The organism is Micromonospora sp. NPDC049559 (genome assembly GCF_040676675.1).
Classification (GTDB): Bacteria; Actinomycetota; Actinomycetes; order Mycobacteriales; family Micromonosporaceae; genus JBFAPK01.
Window position 1 is genome coordinate 16685 of sequence record NZ_JBFAPK010000031.1, and the last position, 16929, is coordinate 33613.

Here is a 16929-nt window from a genome sequence, read left to right on the forward strand (position 1 = left end):
CGGCGCCCGATACCCGGCCGGTCAGCGTGACACCGGCGCCCGCTTCGCCGCCGCCGGTCGCCATGTCGGCGGCACCCGGCTCGCCGCCGACCGCCGTGACACCGGCGCCCGCCTCGCCGCCGCCCGTCGCCGTGACACCGGCGCCCGCCTCGCCGCCGCCCGTCGCCGTGACACCGGCGCCCGGTGCTGGACCGTCCGGGGCGGGGCCGTCCGGCGTGGCCTCCGGGTACCCGCGCTTCGGCGGAGCGGGCTATCCGCGCTTCGGCGGGCCGGGCCCCGATGCCGCCGGAGCGCCGGGGTGGCCGGGCACGGCGGCGGGGCGTACCCCGTCGGGGTTGTTCCCGTCCGCGCAGCCGCAGCGGCCCACCTACCGCGAACCGCATCCGGTGCGGAACGGCCCGCTGGCCGCCGGCGCGGCGGTGACCGCCGTCTGGCTGTTCTTCTTCGGGCTGCTCGGTGCCGACCTGCGCGGCTATGCCTGGTGGACGATCTTCGCGGGCGGCGTCGCCTGGCTGGTCGCGCTCGGACTGGGCCGGCTGGGCGACCGGGGCGCGGCGGCGGGCGTCGCGATGGCGACCGCCCTGGGCTGGAGCATCGCGGCGATCGCCGTGGCGTTGCGCTGGTCCGGCGGTGGCGACTGGCCACTCTGGTGAGCCGTGCGGCGCGCCCGCGTCGAGACTGCGCAAGGTGACTGCCGTGTCTACGTTCCGACAACTTTGCCGGGCGCTCGGTGTGCGATCGTGGGCGCAGCGTAGTTCTACCGACGCGTAACCTCGATTGCCTTGACGCGAGCCCCCCGACTCGGCACGCTCGGCTTCATGGCCTGGACAGAGCAGCGGCTCGACCCCGAGCGCAGCCGCCGTCGGTTACAGCTCCTCGCCGAGCTGGCCGGGGCTAAGGCGGTACGAGCGCGGGAACGCCCGCGTCGCCTGCGTTACGACCAGTTGCGTGAGCTGATCGACACGCGCCGTCGCCGCGCGGGCTGACGCGTCCGCCCGACCAGTGACCATTAACATTCGATTCCATCGCCTCTCTCGGGGCGTTGTCCGACGAGTCTGGAACGCGACCGGTTACCGTCACGCGTAATGACAAGTCGGCGGTGTTGTACCGCGGGGCAATTGGGGGGACCGTGTCGTACTTCGCTGCGGCCGTTGTGCGTGGTGGTGACGGCTGGACGGCGGCTGAGGTGGACCTCGGCGGAGTGGCGGACGTGGACGAGGTCGCGGACCGGCTCCGCGACGTCGATCCGGATGCCGACCTGTCCCTGCTCTTCGTCGAGTCCGACGACGTCTACCTGGTGATCCTGCGGCTCGACGAGGGCGAGGACCTGCGCGTCTTCGGCTCCGACTCGGCCTTCGCGGAGGAGTCCCGGCTCGGCGAACTGCTGGTCGGCGACCTCAAGGCGCCCGTACCGGGCATCGACGACGTCGGCGGCGCCCCCGGCGGCGGTGGCGACGAGGAGACCGACCGGCCGGCCGCGGACCCCGACGCCGACCCGGTCGGTGACGCCGACCTCCTGGCCGACCTGGGCATCTCCAGCCGGCAGTTGCTGGCGCTCTGCGCGCACGAGGGCCTGCTGCCGGCCGACGTCACGGCCGAGGTGTGCCAGATCATCGGCGCCGGCGACGAGATCGAGGAGCTGCGCGAGGCGTGACCGGGACCCGCCGGCGGCACGACGCCTGGATGGGCCGGGCGATCGAGGTGGCCGCGGCGGACCGTACGGTACTGCCCGATCCGTCGGTCGCGGCGGACGTGCCGGTCGGCGCGGTGGTCTACGGCCCGGACGGTACGGAGTTGGCGGTCGGCCGCAACGAGCGCGAGTTGACCGGCGACCCGACGGCGCACGCCGAGGTGCTCGCGCTGCGCCGGGCGGCGGCGGTGACGGGAAGCTGGCGGCTGGACGGCTGCACCCTGGTGGTGACGCTCGAACCGTGCACCATGTGCGCGGGCGCGCTCGTGCTGGCCCGGATCTCCACCCTGGTCTTCGGCGCCTGGGAACCGAAGACGGGTGCGGTCGGCTCGCTCTGGGACGTGGTGCGTGACCGCCGGCTCAACCACCGGCCGGAGGTCTACTCGGGCGTACGCGAGGCCGAGTGCGCGGCCCTGCTGCGCGCCTTCTTCCGCTGACCAGTCCCGGGGCGGCGCCCGCCGGCCCACCCGCACCGACGTCGACCCGCACCGAAGTCGTCGCCCGAGCCGGCCCCGCGCCGTCATCCCCAGTCGGTCGTGCGTTGTGCACAGGTTGTGGATAACTTCGTTTCCTGTGGATAACCCGTTCCACGGGACGGCGGCGCGGCCGTGGCCCAGCCCAGTGCGGCCCTGCGACCGCAGATCAGACCAGCCGCGGCCCCTGCCGCCGGGGGTCAGACCAGTGCGGCGGCGCTGAGCGGGGCCTCCTCCGGCGCGGTGACGGCGGGCGGGACCATCGGCGCGGCCGGCAGGACCACGGTCACCACCAGCCCGCCCCCGTCGCGCGGACGCGCCGTCACCGAACCGCCGTGCGCCCGCGCGACGGCCCGTACGATCGACAGCCCGAGCCCGAACCCGCGCCCGCCGGCGACCCGCTCCTGGCGCAGCCGCCGGAAGGGCTGGAACATCGTCTCGATCTCGTACCCCGGAACCGTCGGCCCGGTGTTGGCGACCACCAGCACCGCCCGCCCCTCGGACCAGCCGGTACGCACCGACACCCAGCCCTCGCCCGGCAGGTTGTGCCGGATCGCGTTCTCGACCAGGTTGTGGGCGAGGCGCTCCAGCAGGATCGGGTCTCCGAGCGTGGTGGCGGGGGCCAGCTCCCAGAAGATCTCGGGCACCCGTGGGGCCGGCTGCCCCGGCCGACCGTCGGCCTGCCGCCGCGCGGCGTCCAACGCCTGCTCGCCCACGTACGCCGCCACCTCGGCGAGATCGACCCGGCTGCGCTCGGTCAGCTCGTTCTCCGAGTCGGCCAGCGTGAGCAGCCCGTCGATCAGGCGCTCGTGCCGCTCGTTCACGGCCAGCAGCGCCTCGCCGAGCTGGCGTACCTCGGCCGGCGCGCCCGGTCGGGTGATGGCCAGCTCGACCAGCGAGCGGTTGAGCGCCAGCGGCGTACGCAGCTCGTGCGAGGCGTTCGCCACGAACCGTCGCTGCCCGTCGAAGGAGCGGTCCAGGCGTTCCAGCATCTCGTCGAAGGTGTCGGCGAGCTGCCGTACCTCGTCGTGCGGGCCGCTCAGCGCGATCCGCTCGTGCAGCCCGCGCCCGGCGGTGTCCGCGCCCGCGATCCGGCGGGCGGTGCTGGTGATCTGCTGCAGCGGCTGCAACGTACGCCCGGTGATCAGCCATCCGAACGCGATCGCCACGACGGAGACCACGCCGAGCGCGATCCCGCCCTGGGTGAGCAGCGAGTTCAGCGCGTTCTGCTTCGTGTCGGTCTGGACCTTCTGCAGCAGGATCCGCAGCTCCTCGCCGTCGCCGGGAGGCACGATCTGCGGCTTCAGGTTGGCGTTCAGCACGCCCTTGTTGATCGCGACGCCGACCGGGTCGGCCATCCGCTGGTCGACCAGGAAGTAGGTCACCGCCAGCAGGACGATCGCGGCGAGCAGGAAGAGACCGCCGTAGACCAGGGTCAGCCGGATTCGCAGCGTCAAGCGTTTCATCGGATCTGATACCCCACTCCCGGGACCGTCTCGATCACCTGTGGCTCGCCGAGCTTGCGGCGCAGCTTCATCATCGTGACCCGTACGACGTTGGTGAACGGGTCGATGTGCTCGTCCCAGGCCCGCTCCAGCAGGTCCTCGGTGGAGACCACCGCCCCGTCGGCGCGCATCAGCTCGGCCAGGACCGCGAACTCCTTGCGGGACAGCGCCACGTACCGGCCGTCGCGGTAGACCTCGTGCCGGGCCGGGTCCAGCTCGATGCCGGCCCGGGTCAGCCGGGGCGGCGCCGCCGGACGGGCGCGCCGGGTCAGCGCGTGCACCCGGGCCGAGAGCTCCACCAGGGCGAACGGCTTGACCAGGTAGTCGTCGGCGCCGATCGCCAGGCCCGCCACCCGTTCCCGTACGGCCGCGGCGGCGGTCAGCATCAGCACCCGGGTCTGCCCGCCGGCCGCCACTATCGACCGGCACACGTCGTCGCCGTGCACCACCGGCAGGTCCCGGTCGAGCACCACCACGTCGTACTCGTTGACCCCGAGGCGCTCCAGGGCGCTCCCGCCGTCGTACGCGACGTCGACGGCGAACGCCTCTCGCCGCAGCCACTCGCCGACCGCCTCCGCCAGGACCGTCTCGTCCTCCACCACCAGCACCCGCACCGATCCATGGTGACTCGGTACGAGATAACGGCGGCGTTAACGACGACGGTTACGCCCGGGATACCGCCGTACCGGTCGACTTGTCGGCAACGGTCGGTGAACGGCACCGGCCCCGAAGGGAGTGATCATCATGCGCCGACGACTCGCCAGCGGCCTGCTCGTCCTGCCCGCGATGCTCGCCCTCGCGGCGGGCTGCGGCAAGCCCTCGGGTGGGGAGGGGGTGGCGACCGCAGGAGGCGGGGCCGGGGCCCAGGGGAGCGCCTCGCCCGCCGCGGCCGAGGTCAGCGACGCGGACCGGCAGCTCAAGTTCGCCCAGTGCATGCGGGAGAACGGGGTCGAGATGCCCGATCCCGAGCCCGGTGAGGCGGGCAAGGGATTCCGGATCAACCTCGGCGGCGACGTCTCCCCGGAGAAGGCGAAGGCGGCGATGGAGAAGTGCCGCAGCTACATGCCGAACGGCGGCCAGCCGCCCAAGCTCGATCCGGAGCAGGTGGAGAAGATGCGCAAGTACGCCCAGTGCATGCGGGACAACGGCGTACCGGGCTTCCCGGACCCGCAGCCCGACGGCACGATGCAGCTCGACACCAGGCAGCTCGGCGACATCAAGCCCGACAACCCGACGTTCCAGGCGGCGAACGAGAAGTGCAAGCAGTTCTCGCCGAAGGCCGGCGGGTTCACGTTCGAGGGGAAGGGCAAGTGACGGTCCCCTTCTCCGACCCCGACGAGACGCCCCTGCCCGCAGCCGGTCGCCGGCGCCGGTCCCGGCTGCGGGGAGCGCTGATCGCGCTGGCCGCGGTGGTCGTCGCCGGTGCCGGTACGGCCGCCGCCGTCGGCTTCGGCGGCCGGGACGCGGGTACGGCCGCGGCGAGCGGACTGCCGCCGGCGACCGCCCCGATCACCCGACAGACCCTGGCCGACGAGCAGTCCGAGGACGGCGAGCTGGGGTACGGGACGACCCGTACCGCCTCCGCCCGGTCGAACGGGACGATCACCGCGCTGGCCGGTACGGGCGCCACGATCAAACGGGGCCAGTCGCTGTACGCGGTCGACAACGCCAAGGTGGTGCTCCTCTACGGCAGGCTGCCCGCGTACCGGGTGCTGGGCCCGGGCGCCGAGGGCGCGGACGTCGAGCAGTTCGAGCGGAACCTGAAGGCGCTCGGCTACTCCGGGTTCACGGTCGACGACGACTACTCGGAGAGCACCGCGGAGGCGGTCCGGGAGTGGCAGGAGGACCTCGGCCTGCCGGAGACGGGGCGGGTCGAGCCGAGCCGGATCGTCTACGCCGACGGCGAGGTTCGCGTCGACGGCCACGAGGCGGAGGTCGGCGACCCGGCCCAGCCCGGGCAGGCGGTGCTGACATTCACCGGTACGAGTCGGCTGGTCACCGTCGAACTCGACGTGGACGATCAGCGCCTGGCGAAGAAGGACGCCAAGGTCGCGGTGACCCTGCCCGACGGCAAGGAGGTCGAGGGCAAGATCACCAAGGTGGAGACGGTGATCCAGACGCCGAGCGGCGCCGGGAACGACGAGCCGGAAACCAAGATCGAGGTGAGCGTGTCGCTCGCCGACCCGAAGGCGCTGACCGGCTTCGACTCCGCCTCGGTGAAGGTGGCGTTCACCGCCTCCGAGCGCGCCGACGTGCTGACCGTGCCGGTCGCGGCCCTGCTCGCGCTCGCCGAGGGCGGGTACGGCGTCGAACTGGTCGAGGGTTCCACCACGCGCGTCGTCGCGGTGCGGACCGGGCTGTTCGCCAACGGCCGGGTGGAGATCTCCGGCGACGCGGTGGCCGAGGGAATGACCGTCGGGGTACCGAAGTGACCGCGCGGTCCGCCACCGGAGCGGCCGGCGACGCGGCCGGTGACCTCGCGGTGCCGACCGCGCCGGTGGTGGCCCTGGACGACGTGACCAAGGTCTACCCCGGCGGGGTGGCGGCGGTCGCCGGGGTCTCGCTGCTCGTCGCGCGCGGCGAACTGGTGGCGATAGTCGGCCCGTCCGGATCGGGCAAGTCGACGATGCTGCACCTCATCGGCACCCTCGACCGGCCCTCGTCCGGCAGCGTACGCATCGACGGGTACGACGCGGCGAAGCTGCCGGACCGGCAGCTCTCCGCCCTGCGCGCCTCCCGGATCGGCTTCGTGTTCCAGCAGTTCCACCTCGCCCCGGGCGTACCGGTGGTGGACAACGTCGCCGACGGGCTGCTCTACGCGGGCGTACCGCTCGCGCAGCGCCGGCGGCGCGCGACGGCCGCGCTGCGCCGGGTCGGCCTGGGCCACCGGCTCGACCACCGGCCGCACGAACTCTCCGGCGGCGAACGCCAGCGGGTGGCGATCGCCCGGGCGGTCGTCGGCGAGCCGCCGCTGCTCCTCGCCGACGAGCCGACCGGCAACCTCGACTCGGCCTCCGGGGCCGGCGTCATGGAGCTGCTGCGCGAGCTGCACGCGTCCGGTACCACGATCATCGTGATCACCCACGATCGGGAGATCGCGGCGAGCCTGCCCCGGCAGGTGCAGATGCGCGACGGCCGCGTCGTCGCCGACTCGGCCGGCTCGGTGGTCTCCGTGGACTCGGCTGGCGTGGCCGGCTCTGCTGAGCCGGCCGGTTCGGTCGACTTGGGTGGTCCACCCGCGCCGGTCCTCGGGGCCGGCGGCGCCGGGCGCGAGCCGGGGCGGACGCCGGCGCAGCAGGCCACGGGCGGGGTGCGGTGATGGCGACCCTGACCGCGCCGTCCACCCCGCCCGCGCGGCAGGCCCGGCTGGTACCGGCCCGGCTGCGCCCGCGCGACCTGCTGCGCGTCGGCGGCGTCGGGCTGCGGACCCGGCCCCTGCGGGCGTTCCTCTCCGCCCTGGGCATCGCCATCGGGATCGCGGCGATGATCGCCGTGGTCGGCATCTCCTCGTCGTCGCGGGCCGAGCTGGACCGCACCCTCGACGCGCTCGGTACCAACCTGCTCACCGTCTCGCCCGGCAAGTCGATCTTCGGCGCGAACGCGAAGCTGCCCGAGGAGTCCGTCGCCATGATCTCCCGGATCGGGCCGGTCCAGCAGGTGGCGGCGACCGGTACGGTCCCCGACGCCCGGGTCTTCCGCTCCGACCGGATTCCGGAGGCGCAGACCGGCGGGCTCGCCGTCCGGGCGGCGAACCTGCAACTGCTCGACACCGTCGGCGCGCAGGTCACCAGCGGCGCCTGGCTCAACGCGGCCACCGCCCAATATCCCGCCGTGGTGCTCGGCGCCACCGCCGCGCAGCGGCTCGGCGTCGGCGCGGCCGGCCCCGAGATGCGGGTCTACCTCGGCGGACGGTGGTTCACCGTGGTCGGGATCCTGGCCCCGGTGCCGCTGGCGCCCGAACTCGACCTGACCGCGCTGATCGGCTGGGACGCGGCGCGGTCGTACCTCGGGTTCGACGGACACCCCACCACCGTCTACACCCGCTCCACCGAATCACAGGTGGAGGCGGTACGGGCGGTGCTCGGCGCGACGGCCAACCCGGAGGCGCCGAACGAGGTGGAGGTCTCCCGACCCTCCGACGCGCTCGCCGCCCAACAGGCCACCGACGCGGCGTTCACCGGACTGCTGCTCGGCTTGGGCGCCGTGGCGCTGCTGGTCGGCGGCGTCGGCGTGGCGAACACCATGGTGATCTCGGTGCTCGAGCGGCGTGCCGAGATCGGGCTCCGCCGCTCGCTCGGGGCCACCCGGGGCCAGGTCCGTACCCAGTTCCTCGCCGAGTCGCTGCTGCTCAGCGCCCTGGGCGGGGTGGGCGGCGTACTGCTCGGCATCGGGGTCACCACCGCGTACGCGCTGTCCCAGTCGTGGCCCACCGTGGTACCGGCCTGGGCGATGGCGGGCGGGGTCGGCGCCACCCTGGTGATCGGCGGTTTCGCCGGCCTCTACCCGGCGATCCGGGCCTCCCGGCTCTCGCCCACCGAGGCCCTCGCCACCCCCTGACCCGGTCCCTCCTCGCCGTCCCCGGTCCCTCCTCGCCGATCTAGGGCAAATCCTCGTGAGTTGATCTCTAATCACGACGATTTGCCCTAGATCGGCGGAGGGCCAGGAGCGTTTCCACGATATGAGCGGGTTGTTGGTAAAGATCGGCGGCGGTGAAGTAGCGCATCGCCCAACCCCGCTTCGCGAGCCAGTTGTGCCTGGCCCGGTCGCGCCACAGGCGGCGCGGGTCGAGGTGGGAGGAGCCGTCGTACTCGACGCCGACGAGGTAGTCCGGATCGCCGAGGTCTACGGGGAGGGGCGGTGGAACGCGGACTCAGGCGATGGCGGTGTCGAGGGCGATCTCGACCATCTGACCGAAGGTCTGCTCCCGCTCCTCGGCGCTGGTCTTCTCGCCGCGTTTGATGTGGTCGCTGACCGTCAGCACCGTCAACGCACGGGCCTTGAAGCGCGCCGCGATCGTGTACAGCGCCGCCGACTCCATCTCGACCGCCAGGACGCCGTAGTCGGCGAGCGTGTCGTACAGGTCCGGCCGGTCGGTGTAGAAGGCGTCCGCGGCCAGGATCGGTCCCACCCGCATGCTGATGCCGCGCCGCTCGGCCACCTCGACCGAGGTACGCAGCAGCCCGAAGTCGGCGACCGGGGCGTAGTCGATCAGCCCGTCGAAGCGCATCCGGTTCATGTTCGAGTCGGTGGACGACCCGCTGGCCGCGATCACGTCCCGCAGCTGGAGGTCCTCGCCGAGGGCGCCGCAGGTGCCGACCCGGATCAGCGTCTTCACGCCGTACTCGTTGATCAGTTCGTGGGCGTAGATGGAGGCGGAGGGCATCCCCATGCCGGAGCCCTGGACCGAGACCTCGACCCCCGACCAGCGGCCCGTGAAGCCCAGCATGCCCCGCACCGTCGAGTAGCACTTGGCGTCCTCGAGGTAGGTCTCCGCGATCCACTTGGCCCGCAGCGGGTCGCCCGGCATCAGGACCCGCTCGGCGATCTCTCCTGGCTTGGCGCCGATGTGCGTACTCATGGGGTGTGATCCTGCCAGGTCCACCGGGGTCATACCCCCGCGACGGCGGCGCGGGGCATCGGGTACCCTTCTCGGCGGTGGTGTGTCCGAGTGGCCTAAGGAGCACGCCTCGAAAGCGTGTGAGGGTTTACGCCCTCCGCGGGTTCAAATCCCGCCGCCACCGCCACTGAACAGGCAAAACGCCTGGCCGGTCCGAAAGGACCCGCCGGGCGTTTCGTCGTTTCAAGATCCCTAGTCTCGATCGCTCCTTCGCCCAGCACGCGCGCTCGCTCGCCTGCTGGGCTCCTCGTGCTTCTTGCGCCGGTTGTGTGGCGGCCGGTCCGCATCCGGTACAGAATCCCGCCTATAAATTGGCGATGGCAGCTCTCGCCGCGCGAGACGGCCTTCGCCCGAGGGCCCCAAACGGGCGAGCAGGTTACGCCGCAGGCGACTCGGGAATGCGCCAGATGATCCGGAACCGTTCGGCGTCTGGAAGCCCGAGCGGGCCTACCGGACCGATCTCTTTGATCAGGTAACCGAAGACCATGTGATGTGTCTCCTCCGACACCTCGTCCCAGGTGTCCGGAGTCACGATCATCACCTCGCGCATCAGACTCAGATCCGACTCGTTCTCCAGCATCTCCGCCCGGTCTTCCCGGTCCATCGAATCGTCGGCACGCATTGCACGGATCGACTCCGCGAGGAGGTTCGGCTCGCGGCCAAGTCGCCTCAGAATCTCCTGACAGCCGTACCGGTAGGCCGCGTGCGCCTCCAGAGCCTCCCGGTCGGGATTACGGTAGCCGTACGGCGCACCCTCTTCCGCCCCGACGTAGTCACCCTTCAGCGTGTGTAACAGGACCCGCAGCGCATGCTCGATCCCCTGCTCCTCGATGAACCGCGCCATCGCATGGACCCATTGGTCCTCAGACATCAGTGGCTCGTGCGGGACGGCAAGGGATGGATGGATCTCGATGGCGCTAAACGGGTTGACCAATATGCCCATGATTAGCTCTGGCGTCCACTTGCCATCCTCACCTCCCCAGCCGCTGTTGACGAGCTCCTGGAACGATTTCAGCGCGCCGGATTCCCCTTCGCCAATCGCGCGCCACAGCGGCAGGAACCTGGCTGTCTCGGACTTCTCGTTCCGGGGCGGATTGCACAGTCCGGCCAGGACCACGACTATGTCGTGGACAGTCTCCCAGCGCGGCCTCCGTGTCCCGTTGACGGCGGAGCGTACGGTCTCGTAGCTCGCGGCTGACAACAGGTCGTCTCGGCATTGGATGAGCGCGCTTACCTTTCGGAAGCTCAACCGGCCCGCCGAGCGGTGCAGTTCCTGCAGCGCTTCTGCTAACTCTCGCTGTCGGCCTGCTGGCTGAGATGGAGTACTGGAAGCGGCCAAGGGATGCCTCCCTGTTCAGAGTGTCAAGTTTCGCCAGCACAGTAGGAGCCATGAGCTAGGGCCGAGTCAATGTTCGTCAAGTTAGCCGGTCCGTTCGTCAAACCGTGACTCGCGGCCGACTGGTGAGGTGAGCATGGAGAAGGCGCCGACGGAGCGCCTTCGTCCGAGGAGTTGCCACGCATGCACATCCCTCCCTACGCCTATGACACGATCCGCGCCGCCGTGCTGCTCGACATACCCACGTCTCGGCAGGTGGGCGGCTTGGACTGCTGCCTGTGCGACAAGCCGTTCGGTGAGGACCTTGCTGCCGTACCGCTTGGGCCGACGCCGGCATCCGGGCTGTTCGGATGCCGACCCTGTCTGGCCCGGTTGGTCACCCGGGCGCGACGGGCCCGCGACGCTGCGCTGTCCCACGACGCCGAGCGTGCCCGTGCGGAGTTCGCGTCCTGGATGCCGGTACGTGGGCGCTATCTTGCCCGGCTCACCAGCGTGCGGCAGGCCGCTGAGGCTGTGACCGGGTTGGCCCAGGACGAAGATACCGAGGCACTACGTGTCGCCCGGCTACTGGTCTCGCTGGAGTCCGCGTACACCTGGGTCCCCGACGCTCCGGAACCACCGCCCTCGGTGGATCGTGAGGATCCGGAGATGAAGGACGAGGCCTTCCGGCTCAAGCTGGCCATGATTACGGCGCGGGAGGCGGTGGCGGAGCGGCTGGCCTATCACCTTCTCAACGAGGGGCACCCCGAGGAGCCCGAGATGTGCGAGGAGTTCGAATGCCCGGAAGGTTGCTCGGGACGCCACGACTTCACACGCATCGACTGCGGGCCGGACGCCGTCTTCGATGATCTGGCGGAGCACGGCATCAGCGTGGAGCAGGCAAAGCACGATCCCCTGTCACCTCGGCTCGCGACCCCCTTTGGGAAGACTGAGGCCGAGCAGAAGCACTCGCCACTTTCAGACATCGAGGAGCAAGCCTCCGTTGTCCTGGCGCACCTCGGGATCGACACGGACGACACGGACGCCCTGGTGAGCGCGGCGGCGGTCGGCCTGGTAGCTGATGCCTGGCGCGAGGGGCTGCTGAACGCGATCCACGCGGCCGACGACGGGCCGAACGACGGGGAGATCTTCGCCCAGAGCGTTGATCTGTACCGTCGGGCCCGCGCGGCACTGGTGGCCGCGCGGAGCGACGGGCCTGAGGTGCTGCTCGCGTTCGTGGCCGTCGCCTCGGACATGGACCTTCCGTGGGCCGGCGGCTCGCGCTTCGCGTTGCGGGCGACGTCCGTATCTGTGGCGGAGTTCGTCCGGCACGTCAACGACCATGTCTGGTTTACCGCGGAGGTGATGCGTGAGCGGGGTTGGCGCGCCGCACTGCTGCACAGAGCCGCTTCGGCCGCGTTCAAGGCTCCCACTCACTTCGGAATGCCAGGCTGGCCCAACGCCGTCACCTCAGCGATGGAGCGTCTCGCCCTGCTGGACCGGTCCGGCGCGCCCGAGGCGCTAGCCGACCTCGCGGCGGTGGAGACCTCATTACTTGAAGCGCCCGATCAACTGGGGGTGGACGCCCTCAACTGGATGTCTCGCCAGGCGCTACTCGACTGGTGCACCCCGTGAGCTGGGACAACCTGAGTCTGATCATCCTTGCCGCCTTTGGTTGCCTCACGCTTCTGCTGGCGCAGGTGGGCGAGACGTTGTCAAAGCTTCCGCCGATCATCCGTGCTTGGCGGCAAGTACGATACGAGCTGCGCAACGGGGCGGATCATGACTGTCAGGGGGCCTCGCAGGAGATTCACGACCGAAGCGTCGGACCGGGGCACGCAGCAGCGTGTTTCTCTGGCACGCCCTGTCAGCGTGGAACACATGGCGAGCCATTTACACGGAGGATCGATGAATGATCCGCTCGATGCCCCTCAAGCCGTACGACAAGGTGGAGTTGTCGGCTTGGACGTGTCCGCAGAATCGGTGAGCCAGAGTCGTAGGCGGGCGATGGTGACTATGGCCCGGCATCTGGTGGCAGACGAGTTATTCGGCCGAGGGTGGGAGAAGGGCGGGCTGTACCGAGCCCGCCCACGAACTGGGGTGTGATCGGTCGGGGTACCTGCTGGCCCAGGGGCCAGGCGTGGGGGCACGTCATCCGTCGTTCACCGCACACGCCGCCTGACCCGACTGGTTGCAGTTCTGGTTGCATTCAGCGTCGTTGCAATTACCCCATCGAGTCGCTGAGCCGCAGGTCGAGACACCCTCTCAGAAGACGCTGGGCCAGGATCGCAGATGCAGGATGCCTCGGCATCCCTGCAGGGATGCCGAGGCATCCTGTGATGATCAGGCTGCCGTTAGCTTCCGTAGGACGTACTGGTTGAGACTTAGCCCATCCTCTGCGGCGTGGATTGCCAGCTCGCGGTGCAGGCTTTCTCCGACGCGAACATTGAACTTTCCTGAGTAGCTACGTTCGGCGAATGGCTCTGGTACTTCCTCGCCCTGCTGCTCCATGTCTGCGACCACGTCACGCAGTAGGTCCTGAAGCCCCTGCAGGGCCTCGATCTGCGAGGCGGCCAACCACGAGAGGGATGGAAACTCGGCGCAGGTGGCGACGAACTCGTTGTCCTGGGCTGACCACGTAACGCGGTAGGTGTAGTGGGTCACCTCGGGATGGGCGGCTTGCATCACATGCCCTCCTTCCTGGCGATCGCCTTTAGTACTTGCCTCACCTGATACGCCTTGGCCTTGCCTTTGTCGTTTTGTATATTCACGCGCGGGTCTCCCGCCCACGGCATTTTGAACACTGCGTGGGAGGTGCCAACTTGTCTCGGCTCTCCGAAGTAGTGTTCACACACCCTCTTGAGATCGTTGTAAGTGATGTCCTGCGGGTTGCTTCGCATCGCCTCTATGATCTTCTCTACCGAGGGCACCCCCTGATAGTACTGCCAGTGGTACCAGGGCGGCAACGCTTTGGGCCATGCCCACCCGTCACGATGTCTGCGCAAGCAGCTGCTCGATCCCCGGCCACGCCTCCGACAGCAGGACGTCACGAAAACTGCCATCGACGGAGGTGTTGGTTGGCGTCGAGCAGGGTGTAGCCGCAACACTCACCGACAAACAGCCGTTGTGGTTGCCGCCTCACTAGGCCGACAGCGCCTGTCGACGGCTGCGTAGCGGCGGTGCGTGCCGGAGGGGAGGCCGTCTCAATCGTCGTCTCATTCAGGCGGGTTCAGCAGCGACCGGCCACATCCGGGCAACGGCCATCGCCGCAGCTCGCGGACTGTGCCGGTCTTGAATGAACGGTGACTGGCAGACCTCGAAAGCGTGTGAGGGTTTACGCCCTCCGCGGGTTCAAATCCCGCCGCCACCGCCACTGAAGAGGCAAAACGCCCGGCAGGTCCGAACGGACCAGCCGGGCGTTTCGCTTGATGGTCTCAGTTGCCGCTCAGCCCAGCGGTACGCGTACCCGGTGCCATGCCAACCTGCTCCCTACGCTGGCTCCGGGCCGAGTCGCGCTAGCTCTGGTCGCTGGTCGTCACCGCGTTGTTGACCGGGCAGTTGCCTTCGCTTCGGCCGCACGCGGCGAAGTCGCAGAGGCGACACAGCCAAGGCTGTGAACGGCCGTGCCCGTGGGCGGAGCGTTCTTCGGCTCGGGCGAGGGTGACCGTGGTCAGCATCGTGTCCAGCGCTGCCGATAGGTTGTCGAGCTCGTCCGGGGTCAGTGCGGACAGCGCGCTGGTCAGTGTCTTCTCGCGTGCTTGACGTATCTGCAGCGCCAGGCGACGGCCGCGTGGGGTCAACACGACGGATACGGCCCGTCCGTCCTGCGCTCCGGCCCGCTCGACGAGGCCTTCGGCTCCGAGGCGGTCGACCAGGCGGACTGTGCCCGAGTGGGTCAGGCCGAGCGCGGCGCTCAACTGGGTGACCGATCCGCCATCGAGGAACTCGTGCAAGGCGGCGAGGGCGGCGGGTGCCGAGGGGCCGAGCGCCGCGACCGCTTCGACGGCGGCGCTCATCCGGTCGGCGACTACGAGGCTCAACGCGCCCAGGACGTTGGCTACGTGCTGGCGGCTTGACTGCGTTCTCGACATCGGTCTAGGTTATATGCATGAGTCATACACAGTCCAGGTCCGCGAGCGGCGAGTCGGTGGCGGCGCTGTCGATGGTGAACATTGACAGCGCGGACCCGGCCAGGCTGGCGCGGTTCTACGCGGCCGCGCTCGGCTGGGAGGTCACCTACAGCGACGACAGTTACGGGATGGTCGAAGGCGACGGCATCAAGATCGGCTTTGGCAAGATCGAGGGATTCCGGCCCGCGCAGTGGCCTGATGAGGCTGGCGTCAAGCGCTTCCACCTCGATCTGCAGGTGGACGACCTCGACGAGGCGACCGAGAGCCTGTGCGCGATTGGAGCCAGTCAACCTGACTTCCAACCCGGAGCTGGGCGTTGGCGGGTGCTGCTCGACCCCGACGGCCAACCGTTTTGTCTGAGTCCCCGTCCCGTGGCCACGCCGTAGCGCTCCGCCGTGTCCGATCTCGCGGAGCTGCTCGTCCCGGACGCCGAGGCGTGGCGCACCTGGTTGGACAGCCATCACGCCGACCATCCGGGCGTGTGGCTGGTGCTGCACAAGAAGGGCGGTCAGACGACGACCCTGACCTACCCGCAAGCGCTGGACGAGGCGCTGTGCTTCGGCTGGATCGACGGGCAGATCGCACGAAGAGACGACGACAGCTACCGCCAGCGCTTCACGCCCCGCCGGCCGAACAGCCCCTGGTCCGCCAGGAACGTCGAGCACGTCGCTCGCCTCACCGAGGCTGGACGGATGCGACCAGCCGGGATCGCGGCCGTCGACGCGGCCAAGGCGCAAGGACGGTGGCAGGCGGCCTACCGCGGGCAGGCCGACATGCAGACCCCGCCCGATCTGGCCCAGGCGCTGGCAGCCAATCCCGCCGCGGCCGCGACGTTCGACCAGTTGGACGCCGCCAACCGCTACGCCATTGTCTACCGGCTCAACGCCGTCAAGCGTCCGACAACTCGGGACCGCAAGCTGGCCGAGTACGTCGACATGCTCGCTCGCGGCGAATCCATCCACCCACGCAAGCCCCGGAAGGATCGCCCGTGACGGTCCCCATCCCGCCCGGCGCCGACAGCACACCGCGACCGGGTGGTCGCTGATGCCGTACGGATCGATCGCCTGCTTCACCAGGAAGTCAGGCCAACAGGACGCCGGTGCTGGTGTCAGCGCGGCTGGCCCGCAGGCAGGTCTCCCGCACGGCGTCGTCGGCCTCGCTCAGCGACCCGAGCATCCGGTGGGGCGCCGCCCGCAGCCGCTCGCGTTGCTCCTCAGAACGCGCGGCCGGCCAGCCGTGCATCGGTCACACCCCCCACGCCCGCCGTTTCATGGCAGTAGACCCGCCAGAAGGCCCCGATGACAGGACAAATCATGAAGGCAAGGATGCAGAACCCGGCACTGAGCGTCCCGGGAGCGTTCCAGGCTCTGCAGCAGCTCGCTGCTTCCGTGCACGACGTGGGGATACCGGAGGTCACCCACTACCTCGTGCAGCTGCGCGCCAGCCAGATCAACGGATGCGGCGTATGCGTGGACGCCCATTCCCGCGAACTGGAGCACGCCGGTGAACCGAGCTCCCGGATCTTCGCTGTCTCGGCCTGGCGGGAGGCACCCTATTTCAACGAGGCCGAGCGTGCCGCGCTCGCGTTGACCGAGGCGGCAACACGGCTCGCAGACCGTCCCGACCCCGTCCCCGACGAAGTCTGGGACGAAGCGGCACGCCACTACAGCGAGCCGCAACTCGCGGCACTGGTGATCTCCATCGCCACGATCAACGCCTGGAACCGCCTGAACGCCGTCACCAGGCAGATCGGCGGCGACTGGGTCGAACAAGCCATCCAACCGGCCAGCCAACCCAGCTGAACAGCAGAATTGCTGGCCCGGGCAGACTGGCCGCGGACTCGGGTGACATAGGTAGGCGATGCCGCTCGGACGAGGACGGCTGGCAGACCCTCCGCTGGTGCAGTCGCCGCCAGCGCCACTGAGCAGGTCGAAACGCCTGGTTGGTCCGCTTGGGGCCAGCCCGGCGTTTCGTCAATGGGAATGTGGGCGGCCCGTGCCCGGGGTAGTCGGCTGTGCGAACCGACCACCGCCAGGTCGGGGTGTTCAGGTCAGCCAGGGCTGACGCAGTGGTAGTAAGTACGATCGGGTCGGCGAATGCGAAGCGCGATGCTCGTGCGTTCGATCTCCTGCTGCCGGCGGTGCGCGACGAGTGCCGCATTCACGACGCGCGCCTTCCGGAGTGTATGGTTTGCCACCA

20 protein-coding genes and 1 tRNA gene are annotated in these 16929 nt (G+C 69.9%); 13 read left to right on the top strand and 8 right to left on the bottom strand.

Features of this window, described 5'->3' with window-relative positions:
- Positions 1 to 335 precede the first annotated feature (335 nt).
- The 4 genes from AB0J86_RS27690 to AB0J86_RS27705 all read left to right on the top strand — a co-directional run bounded on the left by AB0J86_RS27690 (position 336) and on the right by AB0J86_RS27705 (position 2127).
- Positions 336 to 653, top strand: a complete 318-nt coding sequence (locus AB0J86_RS27690; RefSeq protein WP_363860547.1) for a hypothetical protein — start codon at positions 336 to 338, stop codon at positions 651 to 653.
- Positions 654 to 782: 129 nt separating this feature from the next.
- On the top strand, positions 783 to 986 hold the full coding sequence (locus tag AB0J86_RS27695; protein WP_363860548.1) for a hypothetical protein: 204 nt from the start codon (positions 783 to 785) through the stop codon (positions 984 to 986).
- Positions 987 to 1129: 143 nt separating this feature from the next.
- Positions 1130 to 1654: a tRNA adenosine deaminase-associated protein gene (locus AB0J86_RS27700; RefSeq protein ID WP_363860549.1), complete on the top strand. Its 525-nt coding sequence runs from the start codon at positions 1130 to 1132 to the stop codon at positions 1652 to 1654.
- A 29-nt stretch (positions 1655 to 1683) separates the two neighbouring features.
- Complete coding sequence (locus tag AB0J86_RS27705; RefSeq protein ID WP_363860642.1) at positions 1684 to 2127, top strand: nucleoside deaminase; 444 nt, start codon at positions 1684 to 1686, stop codon at positions 2125 to 2127.
- 236 nt (positions 2128 to 2363) lie between these two features.
- Here AB0J86_RS27705 and AB0J86_RS27710 read toward each other — a convergent pair whose 3' ends face one another.
- Both AB0J86_RS27710 and AB0J86_RS27715 read right to left on the bottom strand, forming a co-directional pair.
- Positions 2364 to 3629, bottom strand: a complete 1266-nt coding sequence (locus AB0J86_RS27710; RefSeq protein WP_363860550.1) for a HAMP domain-containing sensor histidine kinase — start codon at positions 3627 to 3629, stop codon at positions 2364 to 2366.
- Complete coding sequence (locus tag AB0J86_RS27715; protein WP_363860551.1) at positions 3626 to 4282, bottom strand: response regulator transcription factor; 657 nt, start codon at positions 4280 to 4282, stop codon at positions 3626 to 3628. The genes AB0J86_RS27710 and AB0J86_RS27715 overlap by 4 nt, the downstream gene beginning before the upstream one ends.
- 130 nt (positions 4283 to 4412) lie before the next feature.
- Between AB0J86_RS27715 and AB0J86_RS27720 the strand changes: the two genes are divergently transcribed.
- From AB0J86_RS27720 to AB0J86_RS27735, 4 genes are all read left to right on the top strand, one after another.
- On the top strand, positions 4413 to 4982 hold the full coding sequence (locus tag AB0J86_RS27720; protein ID WP_363860552.1) for a hypothetical protein: 570 nt from the start codon (positions 4413 to 4415) through the stop codon (positions 4980 to 4982).
- Positions 4979 to 6100, top strand: coding sequence for a peptidoglycan-binding protein (locus tag AB0J86_RS27725; protein WP_363860553.1), 1122 nt, complete (start codon positions 4979 to 4981; stop codon positions 6098 to 6100). The genes AB0J86_RS27720 and AB0J86_RS27725 overlap by 4 nt, the downstream gene beginning before the upstream one ends.
- A 65-nt stretch (positions 6101 to 6165) precedes the next feature.
- Entirely contained in the window at positions 6166 to 6987 is an 822-nt protein-coding gene (locus AB0J86_RS27730; protein ID WP_363860643.1) for an ABC transporter ATP-binding protein, read from the top strand.
- Complete coding sequence (locus AB0J86_RS27735) at positions 6987 to 8225, top strand: ABC transporter permease (RefSeq protein WP_363860554.1); 1239 nt, start codon at positions 6987 to 6989, stop codon at positions 8223 to 8225. Before AB0J86_RS27730 ends, AB0J86_RS27735 begins: the two co-directional genes overlap by 1 nt.
- Positions 8226 to 8538: 313 nt before the next feature.
- On the opposite strand, the gene deoD is transcribed toward AB0J86_RS27735, so the two are convergent.
- A complete protein-coding gene (gene deoD, locus AB0J86_RS27740) occupies positions 8539 to 9246 on the bottom strand; it encodes a purine-nucleoside phosphorylase (protein WP_363860555.1) in 708 nt (235 codons plus the stop codon).
- A 76-nt stretch (positions 9247 to 9322) separates the two neighbouring features.
- Between deoD and AB0J86_RS27745 the strand changes: the two genes are divergently transcribed.
- Positions 9323 to 9412: transfer RNA gene (locus AB0J86_RS27745), tRNA-Ser, on the top strand.
- A gap of 249 nt (positions 9413 to 9661) precedes the next feature.
- Here the strand turns inward: AB0J86_RS27745 and AB0J86_RS27750 are convergent.
- Entirely contained in the window at positions 9662 to 10402 is a 741-nt protein-coding gene (locus AB0J86_RS27750) for a hypothetical protein (protein ID WP_363860556.1), read from the bottom strand.
- Positions 10403 to 10804: 402 nt separating this feature from the next.
- Between AB0J86_RS27750 and AB0J86_RS27755 the strand changes: the two genes are divergently transcribed.
- The gene (locus AB0J86_RS27755; RefSeq protein ID WP_363860557.1) at positions 10805 to 12235 is read left to right on the top strand and encodes a hypothetical protein; all 1431 of its coding nucleotides are present in this window, start codon (positions 10805 to 10807) and stop codon (positions 12233 to 12235) included.
- A 708-nt stretch (positions 12236 to 12943) separates the two neighbouring features.
- Here AB0J86_RS27755 and AB0J86_RS27760 read toward each other — a convergent pair.
- The 3 genes from AB0J86_RS27760 to AB0J86_RS27770 all read right to left on the bottom strand — a co-directional run bounded on the left by AB0J86_RS27760 (position 12944) and on the right by AB0J86_RS27770 (position 14691).
- The gene (locus tag AB0J86_RS27760) at positions 12944 to 13285 is read right to left on the bottom strand and encodes a toxin-antitoxin system HicB family antitoxin (RefSeq protein ID WP_363860558.1); all 342 of its coding nucleotides are present in this window, start codon (positions 13283 to 13285) and stop codon (positions 12944 to 12946) included.
- Complete coding sequence (locus tag AB0J86_RS27765) at positions 13285 to 13530, bottom strand: toxin HicA (RefSeq protein ID WP_363860559.1); 246 nt, start codon at positions 13528 to 13530, stop codon at positions 13285 to 13287. The genes AB0J86_RS27760 and AB0J86_RS27765 overlap by 1 nt, the downstream gene beginning before the upstream one ends.
- A gap of 585 nt (positions 13531 to 14115) precedes the next feature.
- Positions 14116 to 14691 carry a MarR family transcriptional regulator gene (locus tag AB0J86_RS27770; RefSeq protein ID WP_363860560.1) on the bottom strand — a complete coding sequence of 192 codons (576 nt, stop codon included), beginning with the start codon at positions 14689 to 14691 and terminating at the stop codon, positions 14116 to 14118.
- A gap of 17 nt (positions 14692 to 14708) precedes the next feature.
- On the opposite strand from AB0J86_RS27770, the gene AB0J86_RS27775 reads away from it, so the two are divergent.
- Both AB0J86_RS27775 and AB0J86_RS27780 read left to right on the top strand, forming a co-directional pair.
- Positions 14709 to 15116, top strand: a complete 408-nt coding sequence (locus AB0J86_RS27775; RefSeq protein WP_363860561.1) for a VOC family protein — start codon at positions 14709 to 14711, stop codon at positions 15114 to 15116.
- 9 nt (positions 15117 to 15125) lie between these two features.
- Positions 15126 to 15722, top strand: a complete 597-nt coding sequence (locus AB0J86_RS27780; RefSeq protein WP_363860562.1) for a YdeI/OmpD-associated family protein — start codon at positions 15126 to 15128, stop codon at positions 15720 to 15722.
- Positions 15723 to 15810: 88 nt separating this feature from the next.
- On the opposite strand, the gene AB0J86_RS27785 is transcribed toward AB0J86_RS27780, so the two are convergent.
- Entirely contained in the window at positions 15811 to 15972 is a 162-nt protein-coding gene (locus AB0J86_RS27785) for a hypothetical protein (RefSeq protein WP_363860563.1), read from the bottom strand.
- Between the two features lie 71 nt (positions 15973 to 16043).
- Here AB0J86_RS27785 and AB0J86_RS27790 point away from each other — a divergent pair, with 71 nt between their 5' ends.
- On the top strand, positions 16044 to 16532 hold the full coding sequence (locus AB0J86_RS27790) for a carboxymuconolactone decarboxylase family protein (RefSeq protein ID WP_363860564.1): 489 nt from the start codon (positions 16044 to 16046) through the stop codon (positions 16530 to 16532).
- Positions 16533 to 16929: the final 397 nt, after the last annotated feature.

Bases quoted from the DNA above. Each gene is read 5' to 3' on its own strand.
- AB0J86_RS27705 (WP_363860642.1), top strand. From the start codon at position 1,684: ATGGGCCGGGCGATCGAGGTGGCCGCGGCGGACCGTACGGTACTGCCC.
- AB0J86_RS27710 (WP_363860550.1), bottom strand. From the start codon at position 3,629: ATGAAACGCTTGACGCTGCGAATCCGGCTGACCCTGGTCTACGGCGGT.
- AB0J86_RS27720 (WP_363860552.1), top strand. From the start codon at position 4,413: ATGCGCCGACGACTCGCCAGCGGCCTGCTCGTCCTGCCCGCGATGCTC.
- AB0J86_RS27735 (WP_363860554.1), top strand. From the start codon at position 6,987: ATGGCGACCCTGACCGCGCCGTCCACCCCGCCCGCGCGGCAGGCCCGG.
- deoD (WP_363860555.1), bottom strand. From the start codon at position 9,246: ATGAGTACGCACATCGGCGCCAAGCCAGGAGAGATCGCCGAGCGGGTC.
- AB0J86_RS27755 (WP_363860557.1), top strand. From the start codon at position 10,805: ATGCACATCCCTCCCTACGCCTATGACACGATCCGCGCCGCCGTGCTG.
- AB0J86_RS27760 (WP_363860558.1), bottom strand. From the start codon at position 13,285: ATGCAAGCCGCCCATCCCGAGGTGACCCACTACACCTACCGCGTTACG.
- AB0J86_RS27770 (WP_363860560.1), bottom strand. From the start codon at position 14,691: ATGTCGAGAACGCAGTCAAGCCGCCAGCACGTAGCCAACGTCCTGGGC.
- AB0J86_RS27775 (WP_363860561.1), top strand. From the start codon at position 14,709: ATGAGTCATACACAGTCCAGGTCCGCGAGCGGCGAGTCGGTGGCGGCG.
- AB0J86_RS27785 (WP_363860563.1), bottom strand. From the start codon at position 15,972: ATGCACGGCTGGCCGGCCGCGCGTTCTGAGGAGCAACGCGAGCGGCTG.
- AB0J86_RS27790 (WP_363860564.1), top strand. From the start codon at position 16,044: ATGAAGGCAAGGATGCAGAACCCGGCACTGAGCGTCCCGGGAGCGTTC.